Annotated in this window: 13 protein-coding genes; 10 read left to right on the forward strand and 3 right to left on the reverse strand. The window is 47.3% G+C overall.

The annotated features are described in order from the left end of the window. The 3 genes from iscB to RID53_RS33635 form a co-directional block, all read right to left on the reverse strand. Window positions 1–532: RNA-guided endonuclease IscB (iscB, locus tag RID53_RS33625; RefSeq protein WP_446392229.1), on the reverse strand; the 532-nt coding region annotated here is incomplete at its 3' end. Window positions 533–1,237: 705 nt separating this feature from the next. Beyond that, entirely contained in the window at window positions 1,238–2,524 is a 1,287-nt protein-coding gene (locus RID53_RS33630) for a WD40 repeat domain-containing protein (RefSeq protein WP_446392230.1), read from the reverse strand. Window positions 2,525–2,747: 223 nt separating this feature from the next. After that, a complete protein-coding gene (locus tag RID53_RS33635; RefSeq protein WP_446392231.1) occupies window positions 2,748–3,233 on the reverse strand; it encodes a hypothetical protein in 486 nt (161 codons plus the stop codon). A 107-nt stretch (window positions 3,234–3,340) separates the two neighbouring features. Between RID53_RS33635 and hetZ the strand changes: the two genes are divergently transcribed. The 10 genes from hetZ (at window position 3,341) to chlG (ending at window position 15,359) form a co-directional block, all read left to right on the forward strand. Beyond that, a complete protein-coding gene (hetZ, locus tag RID53_RS33640; RefSeq protein ID WP_446375982.1) occupies window positions 3,341–4,504 on the forward strand; it encodes a heterocyst differentiation protein HetZ in 1,164 nt (387 codons plus the stop codon). Next, on the forward strand, window positions 4,497–5,612 hold the full coding sequence (locus RID53_RS33645) for a hypothetical protein (protein WP_446392232.1): 1,116 nt from the start codon (window positions 4,497–4,499) through the stop codon (window positions 5,610–5,612). Before hetZ ends, RID53_RS33645 begins: the two co-directional genes overlap by 8 nt. Window positions 5,613–5,742: 130 nt before the next feature. Continuing rightward, window positions 5,743–8,058, forward strand: coding sequence for a transglutaminase TgpA family protein (locus RID53_RS33650; RefSeq protein ID WP_446392233.1), 2,316 nt, complete (start codon window positions 5,743–5,745; stop codon window positions 8,056–8,058). Between the two features lie 89 nt (window positions 8,059–8,147). Beyond that, entirely contained in the window at window positions 8,148–8,456 is a 309-nt protein-coding gene (locus RID53_RS33655) for a P-II family nitrogen regulator (protein ID WP_446392234.1), read from the forward strand. 823 nt (window positions 8,457–9,279) lie between these two features. Then, window positions 9,280–10,737 (forward strand): GAF domain-containing SpoIIE family protein phosphatase, encoded by a 1,458-nt coding sequence (locus tag RID53_RS33660; RefSeq protein ID WP_446392239.1) that lies wholly within the window; start codon window positions 9,280–9,282, stop codon window positions 10,735–10,737. A gap of 23 nt (window positions 10,738–10,760) precedes the next feature. After that, a complete protein-coding gene (locus RID53_RS33665; protein ID WP_446392235.1) occupies window positions 10,761–11,000 on the forward strand; it encodes a hypothetical protein in 240 nt (79 codons plus the stop codon). A 168-nt stretch (window positions 11,001–11,168) separates the two neighbouring features. Further along, the gene (gene argH, locus RID53_RS33670; protein ID WP_446392236.1) at window positions 11,169–12,560 is read left to right on the forward strand and encodes an argininosuccinate lyase; all 1,392 of its coding nucleotides are present in this window, start codon (window positions 11,169–11,171) and stop codon (window positions 12,558–12,560) included. A gap of 232 nt (window positions 12,561–12,792) precedes the next feature. Beyond that, window positions 12,793–12,987: a cytochrome b6f subunit PetP gene (gene petP, locus RID53_RS33675; protein WP_006103502.1), complete on the forward strand. Its 195-nt coding sequence runs from the start codon at window positions 12,793–12,795 to the stop codon at window positions 12,985–12,987. Between the two features lie 32 nt (window positions 12,988–13,019). Beyond that, on the forward strand, window positions 13,020–14,120 hold the full coding sequence (locus RID53_RS33680; RefSeq protein WP_446392237.1) for a Get3/ArsA fold putative tail anchor-mediating ATPase NosAFP: 1,101 nt from the start codon (window positions 13,020–13,022) through the stop codon (window positions 14,118–14,120). A gap of 258 nt (window positions 14,121–14,378) precedes the next feature. Further along, entirely contained in the window at window positions 14,379–15,359 is a 981-nt protein-coding gene (gene chlG / locus RID53_RS33685) for a chlorophyll synthase ChlG (RefSeq protein ID WP_446392238.1), read from the forward strand. The last annotated feature ends 219 nt before the right edge of the window (window positions 15,360–15,578 follow it).

Here is a 15,578-nt window from a genome sequence, read left to right on the forward strand (position 1 = left end):
TTTGGTACTCTATCCCGCTAATCTCAGGGTTTTGCTTATGCTGCAAATCGAACCTGACTAGCTCTTGAGAGATAGCGGTAATTGGGCAAAGTTTCCTGATTCGCCTCACCCAAGTTTCAATGTTGGCAATGCGACTTTCAAGAGATGGTGGCAACCATCCCTCTTTACGGGTTCTGTTCAAGAAACGAGGTTGGCGGTAACGGGTTTTACGATTACGTCTTCCTCTTCGCAATGCCCTGCGTGAATCAAGAGCGTCTTTAATTTGCTGCCCTCGGTGAGAGATTTCCAAGGCGTTTGTAACTCGCCCTGTCTCCTCTTGGACAACCGAAATCCCAGTAGTTTTGCTACCAGGGTCGATTTTAATTCGGTGAAAATGAGTAACTGAATCTTCAATAACTCTATCCGGTAAAACAATAGTAAATGGATAGCGTTTAAATACTTTAGCCCTCCCTTTGTTCAGTAGTTCTCTTGCCCTTGCAGGGTGGCAGGGATCAAGAGATTTCAAGGTTTTATCTAGTACGAAAACTCGCATTACTTTGAGACTCTCATTACTGGTAAAGTTTGCCTCGACGGTGTTAAGACCCGGTACTTTCTGAGTAACACTGGCTTTTCCGAATGACCTGTTTAATCACCCAGTTGTAGAGCAAGGAACTGGCACGCATCCCTTGGTACGAACGTTAACTCTTAGTCTTAACGGCTGCTAGCTATATAAACTAACCGTCTGGTCAACAGGCTTTTTCAAGCCCACACCATACCCCTAGGGGTTGGTGTGCGGTAGTTGACACATACTAACTTGGGCAAATAAATCGGTGATCGCGCCGGGTAAAAGTCTAACGGGGACTTGCATAGGACAAGTCAGAACTCGACATTACCTAGTATAAATAATCTGGTCAAGGAATACCGTGATGCTAGACAGAAACGTCTGTGATATCGTTCAACTTTAAATGTGATTCAAGTCTTATTGAACAGTGATACAAGTCAGCTTGTTATAATAAGATAGTTGTTAGAGTATTCTGACAATTATAAGATTTTCTAAATCAATTTTGTAGAGAATTTTAGATTTTTCAGTCAATCCCGACATCCGCCCGGAGTTCAAACTCCGGGCTAATAGCTTAAGTCCATTAAAATGGACTAAAACGCTTCTTCAGTCATGGTGAGAATAAACTGAACGATATTACGTTAGGTAAAGTTAGCCCCTTACCAATGACATAAGACATAAGACAAATGACATAAGACATCAGCTCAAAACGTGCCAAACCTTGATCGTTTTATCAGAACTGCAACTGGCGATTGTTTTACCATCTCGGCTCAACGCCACGGAAATAACCGAGCTAGAATGACCCCTTAAAGTGTGGATTTCTTCGCCTGTTTTCAGATGCCAAACCTTAACGGTATTATCAGAACTGCCACTAACTAACATTTGTCCCGCTGGACTGACAGCAACCGATAAGACGGAATCTTCATGACCTGTAATGGTGTGGATTTCTTCCCCGGTCTTCAGATTCCAAACTTTAATCGTATCGTCATATCCCCCACTCACGACTGTTTGTCCATCGGGATTAATTGCCACCGACAAAACTGAATTTCTATGCCCAGTTAAGGTGCGGATTTCTTTCCCGGTTTTGAGATTCCAAACTTTAATCGTATCATCAGAACTGCCACTGACTAGATTCTGTCCATCTGGACTAATCGCCACTGACAATACGGCGTCTGTATGACCAAATAAGGTACGGATCTCATAGCCGGTGATCAAATCCCACAGCTTAATCGTACCGTCAGAACTGGCACTGGCTACGGTTTTACGATTGGGGCTAATCGCTACCGATAACACGGAATCCAAATGTTCATCAGCCGTCATTATTTCTGTGCCAGTGTTTAAGTTCCACATTTTCAGAGTATTATCAGCACTGCCACTGACTAAGGTTTTACCATCCGGACTAATGGCAACAGAAACAACGGAGTCGGTATGTCCGGCAAGGGTGTGAATTATCTCCCTAGTTTGGAGATTCCACAGTTTAATCATATTATCGTAACCGCCGCTCACTAAGGTTTCGCCGTCTGGACTAATGGCAACCGATAATACCGAGTCAGAAAAATCATTGAGCGTGAATTGATGTTCAATTAATTCATAATTTAAAACGGCGACTTCCAGAGGAGGTAATGGTGTTGACTCTTGGTGACTTTCGGTGTTTAGTGTGGGTAAGGGCTGATCCAGTTGCGGCAGCAGTTGTTGGAGTTGCTCCCGTAAATCCTGCCGTTCCTGTTGTGCCTGCTGAAGCTGCTGTTGAATCTGGTCTAAGTGTTCTTTTAGGGGAGAAAGGGTTTGCCAAACTCCTTGGGAAAATGACCATTTCGCCCACATCTGTCTCGCCCAATCTAATTGAACGGACTGCTGCTGCCAAAATTCTGAGGGTACAGACTGCGCCAAGGCAGGTGGATAGGGGGTCAAATCCCACCCACAGACAGAGCAACGATGCACATTACCTGGGATATATTGGGTTTGACAAACAGGACATTCAGACATGGTTATCCTCTGTGATATAAATTACAGGCGTTGACACTGGATAACGACTATAACCGCTTACAATAGGAAAGCCAGGGTTTTCAGGAGAACTAACAGCGCCAAAGCTGACCAAAAGGTTAAGGTTAGAGAAACCTCTAGCACCGAATTGGCGGTTTGTCGATCGCCCTCCCCTCAAGTCCCTAGAATTTTAGCGGCTGTAGGTTAATTTAAATTAAGCGATATCTTAAGCGATATCTGGGGGGAGGTTGCTAGGATATGACCGAGGTGCTGATTGAGTATGCTGGAGCTGAGTTTGAACCAAGCGTTGAAGATCCTCTCGACGCACCTCGGTTCCGGCTGTTAAATTACCAGGTGTATCAAAGAAAACGGTGCTATTTACCGTGTTAAGGGCTAACATCTGGAACAAAATGTGAGTGACTGGCACGGGCATCGCGATGATTTGAGGGTCCCAATTGGATTGAAAATCAGCCGCGTCTTTGAGTGTAGGAAAAGCATAGACAACATTTTTTTCGACCTCAGGCTGGGCACGATTACTCAGGGTCGTTACCACCCAACCTTGATCTAGGGTTTGGAGAATATGATAGTCCGAGTGGTGTAACTGACTGGCAAGCGTGGTTAGGACAGGGGCAATCGCCTCAACTATTTTCGGCGTCGTCCCGTCAGCCGGGGCATTGTCAATCAGAGCTTGAATTTGTTGGGTTAAATCCATCGAGCGATCCTCTTTTCGAGTACCTCTTACTGCTATGTATGAGTCTAAACCCAGATTAAAACGGTTGTTGATATGTGTGTTAGGGTCTTTGTGAAAGAATGAACATCATGAGGGAAGTCTGCCAGGGCGTGGAGGCTATTTTTCAACTGCTATTTAACGAACTCCGGCAGTCTACGACTGCATCCGAGCAGAACTGCCGGGATGTAGCAGCGCGTTTAGCAAATGAAGTCACTCGAATTTGTAATGAAAGCCATCGAATTAAGACGTCTGGAGATGTTGAAAGCTGGGCAAAGACCCTAGCCAACCATCGCCTCAAACAAGTCTTAAAGTATTACCGCCTTGGATCTCATCGGGGACGAATCGACCTTCAGAGTACATTGAGTGCGATCGTTTACCGTTACATTACCCCATCTCAAACCCCCGCGAGCTATCAAGCCCGCGTTACCCTGATTGAGGATTTCTTACAGGGATTTTATGTGGAATCCTTAAATGCGTTTCGGCGTGAGACATCCATTGACGAGAATTATCGTCCGCGATCGCTGTTGGAGTTGTCGGAGTACATGGCGTTTACCGAACGGTATGCCAAGCGCCGTATTCCGTTACCCGGGCGGCGATCCCAGCAACTGCTGATCTTGCGGGCGCAAACCTTTTCTCAACAGCAACCCCCAGAAACCTCGGTAGACATGGATACCGCAGCCGAAGGGGGGACTCCCGATTCAGAAAATACCTGGAACGATGCCGCGATTCAGCAGGTGCGAGAGGTGATGGTGGCGTCTGAACCCGAACCCCTGGAAGCCAACCTGCGGGATAAAGTTGTTGAGGAATTGTTCGCCTATCTCGAAGAACGGCAACAACACGATTGTGCCGACTACTTCACCCTGCGTCTACAAGACTTGCCGACGAGCGAAATTGAGGAGATATTAGGATTAACCCCCCGTCAGAGGGATTACTTACAGCAACGATTTAAGTATCATTTAATTCGGTTTGCCCTTTCTCACCGTTGGGAACTTGTTCATCAATGGCTAGAAGCCGATTTAGAGAAAAATCTGGGGTTAACCCCCCACCAGTGGCAGCTATTTCAGAACAAAATTGATCCCCAACAGCGGGAATTGCTGCACCACAAGCAGCAGGGTCATTCCACCCAAGAAATAGCCCAAGCCCTAAGTTGTACAGTGACTCAGGTTGACAAGCGATGGTTTAAATTGCTGGAAATTGCCTGGGATATTCGCAATCGTTCAGTATCCGGATCAGGTGCATCTGAAGATGAATAGTGACATAAACAATAACTCGGACACCCTATACAGCCGCTTAATGGCTTGGCTGCTACAAGAGTCCGTTCCTGCTGCTACACCATCAGTCCATGGGCAACCCGACGGGTTAGACCCTATCGATGAGCTAGAAGCAGCAAATTTTCAATTTGATGAGTTAGATCCACTGGATGTTGAAGACGTGAACATTGCACCCACTATAACTGGCGACACCGCTAATGACCACACGCGAGTGGGTTCAGAAGACATTCCTACTCGTGAGGACATTGAACCGGGCGGTACAACCCGCCCCTACAACTTGGGAGATATGCCGATCGTGCAAAATCGTTTTGAGGCGCTAATTAAGCGCAAACTGCAAGTAGAAATTGAGCGTCATCCCCCCTTATTCCCCTGGGAGACGAATATTCATGAATACGAACCTGATATCTCAGACAGCATAGCCTCGACTGGGGTTCCATCGGTTCAGGTATGGACACCCCAACTCTTGAACCTACCGCTACCTGTCCCCATCCCGGAAAACGTTTTAGTCACTCTATTTAACGCTTGTTCGGAGTCAGTCTATTCTCCCTATCAATTGGGGCGAAAAATGGTCAAGGCTGTGGAAAACTTATTCCCTGCCCAATTCCAGTTGCTGAATAATCAAGCGCAAATGGTACTGTTGTCTTCGGGATCGGGTCGTGACCCTGAACAACTGCAACTGTTGCTCAAGGAACTTCCATCTCCACCCTATGACGAAGCAACTCCAGAGCAACAAATGATTCTGGCATTGTTAGCGGCTAAAGAAATTATTAGCACGTTGACGGTATCCCTTTCACCCAACCAGCCTCCGGTTGAACGCCAATGGCAAACCGCTGTCGGCGTTATCACCGTCCAGGCAGAGTACCAGATCCAAGAAGGTGTTCCCACCCTGCGGGTGATCAGCAATCTACCCGAAAGTGGCAGTTTGACCTTGCGTACATCTGAAGGATCAGCCGTATCAGAGCGCACCTATCCCGGCTATGTGAGTGTTGAAGCCTTTGATTTGCCGCCGAATCAAACCTATCCCCTGGAAATTCGGTTCCAAGACTCAGACCAAAACCCCTTGGTTTTTGCGATTTACCCAACAATGTAAGGGGTAAGGATTAAGTGCTAGCTGTTAGACTTGGGAGCTTCTCTCACTCCCGACTGTGGACTTAGATACAATAGATTGAACCCGTGAATTTAAGCTAACAGCCATCTCGCACACAAGAGAGTCAATTGTTATGTCGAACCCTTCAGGGATGCAGCGAATCCGGCGTCTACCTGGTCTAAATCAGGTGTGGCAGCGTCTTGGCACAATGCCACTGCCTCAAACCGAAGACTCGATAGGATTACGAGTCCTAGTCCAGGGGCTAGTGATTGTGGGAATTATCGCCACCGATATTGCTGCTGAAACTCAGATGAGTGTCTGGGCTGTACCCCTCTCTATCGTGGGAGCAACCTGGAGTTGGTATCGTCGCCGCCATCGCAACATTGCGGTTAAGTTCTTTTTGGCGATTGGGATGCTAATCGCTATGGGGGTATTCTTTAATAATTTATTAGCCAGCCTCAATGATACCCGCCTCGTTCTCGCAGAATTATTGATTCAAGTCCAAGTTCTCCACAGCTTTGACTTGCCCCGGCGCAAGGATTTAGGCTATTCGATGGTAATCGGGCTGATTTTGTTGGGGGTAGCAGGAACCCTGAGCCAAACCTTAGCGTTTGCCCCGCTACTGTTGATATTTTTAGCGATTGCGTTACCCACACTCATCCTCGATTACCAATCCCGCATCGGTTTATCACCAAAACGGAAAACGTCTAGGAAAAAAGCTAAACGTTCTTCGCCGCTGTCACTACGACGGTTAAGTATTTTTTTGTTAGTAGTTATCGCCCTGGGGTTAGGGATTTTTGCTCTAATGCCTCGATTTCCCGGTTATCAACTGCAAACCTTTCCCGTGAGTGCGCCATTGGATTGGGATGATCTAGATGGGGATACTGGAAACGTGAATAATCCCGGATACGTGAGTGAGGGTGAAGGGGAAGGTTCTGGTGGTGAGGGAACCTCTCCCAGTCGGGGTGCGGGTGAAATGGATGAAACGTTTTACTATGGCTTTGGTACTCAGATTAACCAGAATCTCCGAGGTGCTTTAAAGCCAAAAGTCGTCTTGCGGGTGCGTTCCCAAGCCCCTGGATTTTGGCGCGTGCAGGGGTTTGACCAGTATACAGGTCAAGGATGGGAATTGTCTCGCGAAGATCAGGTGCTGGATGTGACTCGTCCGCCTTGGTCTTATCGATTTGCACTCTATCCGACTAGCTTTAATTTGGGTCGGACAAAAAGGGTGATTCAAAGTTATACCGCCGTGTCGGAACTGCCGAATATTATTCCCGCCCTGAGTTATCCGAAAAGTCTTTATTTTCCCACCAAGGAAGTCGGCATTGATACAGAAGGTAGTTTGCGATCGCCCCTAGCGTTACTGGAAGGATTGACCTATACGGTAGTATCGGAAGTACCCGTGCGCGATCGCACTCAACTCCAACAAGCCCCGGAAACTTATCCCGACAATATCCAGAAGTACTATCTTGATGTTCCGCCAGACATCGCGGATAAGGTGCGTGAAAAAACCGAACAACTCTTAGCCACCTCCTCCAACCCCCTCACCTCTGCCTACGAAAAAGCCCTATATCTGGCTCAAGCCCTGAAACAACGGTATCGAATTCCCGATAATCCCTTTGGACTTCCCTATTTACAAGAAGACGAGGATTTAGTTGAAGCGTTTCTGTTTAACTATGAAGGCGGGTATCCCGATCACTTTTCCACTGCCTTAACCATCATGCTACGCTCGATTGGGATTCCGGCGCGGTTAGTCGTAGGATTTGGTACGGGTCAATTTAATCCATTCACGGGCTTATATGTGGTCAAAAATACCGATGCTTACGCCATGACGGAGGTATATTTCCCCAACTATGGCTGGTTTGCCTTTGACCCCATTCCTGGACACGAATTAGTCCCCCAAAGTGTGGAAGATACAGCAACCTTTAGCGTTCTGCGTCAGTTTTGGCAGTGGGTGGCTGGATGGCTCCCTTCACCCGTCAGCAATTTTATCGGCGAATTGTGGAATCTAGTTGTGGGTTCGCTGCTGCGGCTGATTGTGCGACTGTGGGTGATCTTCTCCAGTAGTTGGATGGGATTGTTTGGCGGATTAATTTTCGCGATCGCGCTGGGGTTCGTGGGTTGGTTAGGCTGGGTACAGTGGCAAACCTGGCGTTACCGTCGCTGGTTAGGGAAATTACCACCCATGGAACGGCTTTACCAGCAAATGTTAAAGGTTTTGAAAGCTAGAGGATATATTAAGCACCCCGCCCAGACGCCGCTAGAATATGCTAGGGTCATGCGTCAGCAGCAATCCTCTGAATCAGCCACCGTGATTGATGACATTTCTCAAGCTTATGTACGCTGGCGTTATGGTAAACAAACGCCGAATATCGATGAGCTGCGACAGCGACTGCGGGAGTGGATTAAAACGACTGCCCGATTGCCAAACAGAAGTCTGAGACGGTGAACTTTTCCGGAAAATCTCGAATTGGTACAGGAATTGAGTTATTCTTTGCCTGTCATCTTTCCCTAAACAAACATTGTTAGGAGTTTCTTATGTCTACTGAAGCCATTCCCGTCAAACCCGCTGTCTTAATCACGATTATCAGTGAATCTGTACTCAAAGAGCGTTTAATCAAACTGCTCAAAAGCAAAGGGGTAACGGGATTTACCGTAAACGATGTCCTCGGTGAAGGGGGTCATGGCAGGCGCATGGGAGATATTGTTGGGTATAACACCAATATTGAGATGAAAAGCGTTGTCTCCGCAGAAGTCTCTGACGAGATCTTCCAAAGCTTAGCCGAAATGGAGAATAGTCATGCTTTAATTGCTTTCCGTCATGATGTAGAAGTGTTGAGTAATTAAGCTAAAAGAGCTTTCTCTTTATCCGCTTGGGCAGTACACGGATTCAATATATAGCAGTCACCATGAAGGTTAGGACAGATGGAATAGCTCAAATGCCACCTAGCTGTAATAAACCTTCTGCCTTCTGCTATAGCAGTAGACACATAACTTAGGACAAGCAAACTGTGGTAGAGACGTTCCGGCGGAACGTCTCTACTAAATTCTTATGGGTTTTGTCCGATATCAGCGGTTGCTCTATTATCCTGGTCGAAGAAAAGGGTAAATGTACCTTTTATAGCGCTACGCGCTAGGCAATAGGCAATAGGCAATAGGCAATAGTGAAGACAAAAGCTTACCTGAAAAGGGATTGAGCGATTTTAATTTTTCTTGATTTTGTCCTAACGTGTGTGCGTAGTGCTATATTTGCCAATCGATAGAAAAAATGGCGGATTCCTGAAGAGCTAATCGTGATTTTGGAGGCTTGATGGGCGATTAAAAAGAGACAGCGTTTAACCAATCCCCCAGATGGACGTTGGCAGAATACTCAATTGGCGTTATGATTGACACCTAAAATCAGTCAAATACTTATACAATAACCGGAACAGACTTCAGTACAGCGCCAAAGACCAACAGCGTTAAGATAGGATGTCATCGGGATTTTCCCACGCTTTTTATATTGTCCTATTCATGCCTGCAAGAAGGCTGTCCGGACGTTTCCAACTTACTTATGGAAGCATGGATGGTCAAAAGTGTTTCAATAGCTACTTGAAGACCATAAGTGTAGAGACTACCTCCGATTGGACTATATCTTGAGTAAAAAGTGATGCTCCCAAACCCTGATGTGATGACAGCACGCCCCTTCCCCAGCCAACCCCCTAATTCAGCGAATGGCACACCCTATATCGCGGCTTCTGACAGAACACCCGTTTCCGCCCTGAAAGAACTTGTGGCTTGCCTACACCGAGAACAACATAAAATCCAAGATTTGTTAAGCTCACTGGGATTTGCCCTACGCAGCTTCAACAATTTGAATCAATTTTTAGAATTAATTCCCTTGATGTCAGCACGGGTAACCGATACGGAGGGAGGCGCATTGGTTTTGTTAAAACCAAATGGTCAACTCCGGCTAGAACAGATGCATTGCCAAGATAATCAAGAGTGTCAAACCTTGCGTCCAGCGCTTGAACGGGCAACTCAGACGATCGCGGCTCAAGGCAATGAGGATGGAAAATCGGTAATGAGTCCAGAACAGTTGGACGCCATTTGGTCATCGTTTGACGATCAGGTCAATCGCTATTTAGACACAGATATTCAGTTATTTGGCACACCGATTTTAATTAAAAACGTCGAACGAGGGCGTTTGTATGTGTTTACCGATGACCTAAACTATAACTGGACGCCAACCCGACAGAAGTTAGTCCGGTTAGTTGCCGATCAAACCGCCGTCGCGATCGCGAATGATGAACTGACTGTAGAACTTCGTAAAAAAGAACGCTTAGATCGAGAGTTGGAAATTGGCGCGGAAATCCAATTACGCCTCCTCCCCCGTCAATGTCCCTCGATTCAAGGAATTGAACTGGCGGCTCGGTGTCAGACGGCAAATCGAGTCGGTGGGGATTATTATGATTTTATTCCCACCAACTATGATCAGCTTCGTTCTATACAGCCTTGTGATAGTCAAACGATTGATAACCACAAAGCCTCCGTACCCTGGAGCGTGGTTATTGGCGATGTTATGGGCAAAGGCGTGCCAGCCGGCTTGATTATGACAATGACGCGGGGTATGCTGCGGGCAGAAGTCCTCAACCGTCATACCCCTGCCCGTATCCTGGAACATTTGAATCGGGTAATGTATGCTGACTTAGAAAATTCCAATCGATTTGTCACCCTGTTTTATTCAGAGTACGATCCCCAAAGCCGAATTTTGTCCTATAGCAATGCTGCCCATAATCCCCCCTTCTTATGGCAGGCGTCTACTCATTCTATCCAGCGTCTGGATACAGATGGGATGCTGATTGGCTTAGAGGCAGATTCTGAGTATGAAGATGCTCAAATCCAGCTTGATGTAGGAGACACGATCATCTATTACACTGATGGATTTACCGATGTCGCCAATCAACACGGCGATCGCTTTGATGAGGAAAATCTGATTGAAGCCTTTAAGTGGGCGTGTGAACATCGCCAAGGCTCCAAACCCATCCTAGATTACCTGTTTGAGCGGGTGGGAGAGTTTATGGGTGGAAAAAACCGTAACGGAGATGATATGACCTTGGTCGTGTTGCAGGTAAAATCTTCCGAGTAACCTATTTAAAGGCAATCATCACCATGGCTGTTGTGGAAGTGCAAGCTCTAACGTCTGTTGTCACGGGTCTTCATCCCCTGATTGACTTGGTGAGTCCATGGCTAACCGATGGACTGGTGTTAGCCCAGCAATTTGAAGATCCAGATATTTTGGGTCAAATTCAACAGGCGTTTAATAATTTCATTGAATCGGGTCAAGTCTGGGCATTTTTGATTGGTTTAGTTATCGGTTATATTTTTCGGGGGATGAGTTCGTTTGGGTAATTTGTCATTTGTCCTTCGTCATTGGTGAAGAGGATAAACGATAAAAAACACAGGATTAATGCAGCAGGCGCGGGAATAACCCACCTGTTCACAAGAGGCGAACAAGCAACTCCTATAAACCTTGCCGCCTTGGAGCCTTCTGCCTTTTTGTACTAGGGAATCGGTATTGTGACGGAACAAACAACGTGGAGTCAGCGATTTGAATCGGCACTGCATCCGGCGATCGCACAGTTCAATGCCAGTATTGGGTTCGATATCGAACTGATTGAGTATGATCTGACGGGTTCGGTGGCTCATGCGAAGATGCTTGCCCATACTGGCATTATTTCAGCCGCTGAAGCAGAACAACTGGTGAACGGGTTAGAACAAATTCGTTCAGAATATCGCCAGGGAAAATTTAATCCCGGTATTGACGCTGAGGATGTTCATTTTGCCGTGGAACGACGCCTCACGGAACTTGTGGGCGATGTGGGGAAAAAACTACACACGGCGCGATCGCGAAATGACCAAGTGGGGACTGATACCCGACTCTATTTGCGGGATCAAATTACTCAAATTCGTTCTCAGTTACGAGAGATGCAAGGGGTTTTGCTGACTCTGGCTGAATCCCATGTCGAAACCTTAATCCCTGGCTACACCCATCTCCAACGCGCCCAGCCGTTGAGTTTAGCCCATCATTTGTTGGCGTATTGGGAAATGGTGCAACGGGATTGGTTACGATTGGGGGAAATTTACCAGCGGGTGAATATTTCTCCTTTGGGATGTGGGGCGCTAGCGGGGACGACATTCCCAATTGATCGGCACTACAGCGCCTCTCTGCTGGACTTTGGTGATGTTTATCGTAATAGTTTAGATGGGGTGAGCGATCGCGACTTTGCCATTGAGTTTTTGACGGCGGCGAGTCTGATTATGGTTCACTTGAGCCGATTGTCAGAAGAAATTATTCTCTGGGCGTCTCAGGAGTTTGGCTTTGTTACCCTCAAGGACAATTGCTCGACGGGTTCGAGTATTATGCCGCAAAAGAAGAACCCGGATGTGCCGGAATTGGTACGGGGCAAAACGGGGCGGGTGTTTGGGCATCTGCAAGCCATGTTGGTACTGATGAAGGGATTGCCGTTGGCGTATAACAAGGATTTGCAGGAGGATAAAGAGGCGCTATTTGACAGCGTGAAAACCGTCAAAGGGTGTCTGGAAGCCATGACAATTCTGTTACGGGAGGGGTTAGAGTTTTGTCCTCAACGTCTCGCCTCAGCCGTGGCGGAAGATTTCTCCAACGCTACCGATGTGGCGGATTATTTGGCAAGTAAAGGGGTTCCCTTCCGAGAAGCTTATAACTTGGTGGGTAAAGTGGTGAGAACTTGTTTAGGGGCGGGTAAACTGCTGAAAGACTTAACGGTGCAAGAGTGGAAAGAAATCCATCCTGCCTTTGAGGAGGATATTTACGACGCGATCGCACCAACTCAGGTGGTTTCTGCCCGTAATAGTTACGGAGGGACAGGGTTTAAGCAAGTCCGACGCGCTTTGATAGAAGCCCAGGAGCGGATGGCAAGTGGGAGATGAACAGAGCCGGGGGAGCATGTAGAGACGCGCCATGGCGCGTCTGGGAGCAGGGGAAGCAAACCTTGGTCGGGGCGGGTTTAGTTAAGTTAGTGGTTGGAACCGCAGCGTTAGTCGTAAAACCCGCCCCTACATGTTCAAAACTATGTCCTCGAAGGTTGTAATCGGGTCAAAACTTCCCAGATTCCGGTACACTTTGGAATGGTTCATCCTATTAAAAGTACTAGCAGCAATAATGGAGATTGGTCAAAAAGTTCAAGTTTGTCGTCTCAGAGACCGGGTGTCGGGCGATATCGTGAATAAACTAGGGAAAGTTGGCATCGTCAAAGACTTTAAAATGACAGATGGCAGCGGTGTCGGTGCGATCGTCGAATTTGACGACAGCACGGCAACCTGGTTTTTTGAAGATGAACTCAAACCCGTCAGTTAGTGACGACTTCCCCAGCAGCGTCCAACAAAATCATGGCTTTTATTCTCACCTTTTTAGGCAAAGGCGGCACCGGTCGCACCACAATCGCGATCGCGGCGGCTAAAAAGTTCGCAAATCTTGGTCAGCGTGTCCTTTTAGTCGGGCAAGATCCCACCCCAGCGTTCGGACTTTTATTGGGAACCGTCCCCAGGGCTGATCCGACGGAGGTGGAACCGAATCTGAAAGCGGTTCAGCTTCAGTCTACTCTCCTCCTGGAACAGAGTTGGGACGAGGTGAAAAAGCTAGAGGCGGAGTATTTGCGATCGCCAACGCTGAAAAATGTCTATGGTCAAGAATTGGGCATTTTACCGGGGATGGATAGTGCTTTAGCCCTGAATGCGATTCGCGAATATGACGCCAGTGGTGAGTATGATGTGATTATCTACGATGGCAGCGGCGATCAAGCCACTTTGAGGATGCTGGGGATGCCAGAAATTCTCAGTTGGTATTTTCGCCGCTTTCGCCAAATCTTTACGGAGTCGGATCTGGGTAAGGCGATTTCCCCATTTATCCAACCTGTTACCAGCGCTATTCTCAATGTGACCTGGACACCCGACGATTTTGCCAATAAACCGACTCAGCAAACTAACCAAATGCTGGAACAGGGTAAAACGGCTGTGGCTGATCCGAATCGGGTGGCGGCGTATTTGGTGACCACGGGAGATACGGCGGCTTTAGCGACGGCTAAATATTTCTGGGGAAGCGCCCAGCAGGTGAATCTGACGGTGGGGGGGGTTCTGTTGAACCAAATTCCCGCAACGGATACGTTAGCGGCTGAATTTGCCCCGTTAACGGTTAGCGCTTTGCCTCAGTTATCTCAGGTGGCTGACTGGCAACCGTTGATGGATGCTTTGCCTGATTTTAAACAAGCGATGCAAGCGCCCAAGGCTATTAGCATAGATGTGGCGAATCGTCAAGTTAGTTTGTTTTTACCGGGCTTCGACAAAAAGCAGGTGAAACTTACCCAATATGGTCCAGAGGTGACGATTGAAGCGGGCGATCAGCGGCGTAATATTTGGCTTCCACCCCAATTGAGTGGTCAAGCTGTGAAAGGGGCGAAGTTCCAAGATCAGCGTTTAATTATTTCGTTCTGATTGTCTTATGTCATTCGTCTTATGTCATTCGTCATTCGTCGGGGCGGGTAGGGTGCGTAGGGTGCGTAGGGTGCGTTAGCGAAGCGTAACGCACCAATTCAAAGGAGTAACGCACCATTTCAAACGAAAATAGTTAAACCTGCCCCTACGTATCGGTTAGGGCGGGTTTTGTACAAACCTTACCATCAATACCCATAAGGAAATCCCTAAACCCGCCCCTACAAAATTAAAATTCAACACTCAAAACTCAATACTAAAATGTCTAATTCTCCATCAACAGAACAAACCGATAAAACGGGTAAAACTCGCCAACTTTTAGGCATGAAAGGTGCCGCTCCGGGTGAAAAATCTATCTGGAAGATTCGTCTCCAGTTAATGAAACCGATTACCTGGATTCCCCTAATCTGGGGGGTGGTGTGTGGCGCAGCGTCGGGTGGTGGATATACCTGGACGTCAGAAGATATTCTGAGAGCGGTAACTTGTATGTTGCTGTCGGGTCCGTTGATGGCGGGGTATACTCAAACCCTGAATGACTTCTATGATCGCGAACTGGATGCGATTAATGAACCCTACCGCCCGATTCCCTCTGGGGCAATTTCGGTGCCTCAAGTGGTGACTCAGATTGTTGTGCTGCTGCTAGCGGGTATCGGTGTGGCGTATGGGTTAGATCAATGGGTGGGTCATGAGTTTCCCACGTTAACCTGTTTAACGCTTTTTGGGGCGTTTCTTGCTTATATTTACTCAGCGCCGCCATTGAAGTTGAAAAAGAATGGTTGGCTGGGAAACTATGCCCTCGGTGCGAGTTATATTGCCCTTCCTTGGTGGGCGGGTCATGCTTTATTTGGGGAGCTGAATTGGACGATTGTGATTCTTACCCTGATTTATAGTATGGCAGGTTTAGGGATTGCCGTGGTTAATGACTTTAAGAGTGTGGAAGGCGATCGCCAATTGGGGCTGAAGTCTATTCCTGTGATGTTTGGTGTGGGTACGGCGGCTTGGATTTGTGTGCTGATGATTGATATTTTTCAAGCTGGGATTGCGGGGTATTTGATTAGCATTCATCAAAATCTCTATGCGGCAATCCTGTTGCTGTTAATTATTCCTCAGATTACATTTCAGGATATGTACTTCCTGCGATCGCCCCTGGAAAATGATGTGAAATATCAAGCCAGCGCTCAACCGTTTTTGGTTCTGGGGATGCTGGTTGCAGGGTTAGCGTTAGGTCATGCGGGGATTTAGGGGGGGTTGGAAGAGGGGAGTACGAGAATCCGCTTCCCCTTCTGCCTTTTGGGATTATTCCATTTGGCAACAGGGGGTCAATGGTTCTGACGCTAGTGGGCTGTCCAGTCAGCTTTGACGAGTTGACCTTGTCTGTGTATCCTAATTGAGAGTGAGCGTTCTCAACCTAAGTTCTCCTAGAGTTCTTTGATGAATAAAAAATATATAGTCAGGCTGACA

It is taken from the genome of Coleofasciculus sp. B1-GNL1-01, assembly GCF_040220235.1.
Taxonomy (GTDB): domain Bacteria; phylum Cyanobacteriota; class Cyanobacteriia; order Cyanobacteriales; family Coleofasciculaceae; genus Coleofasciculus.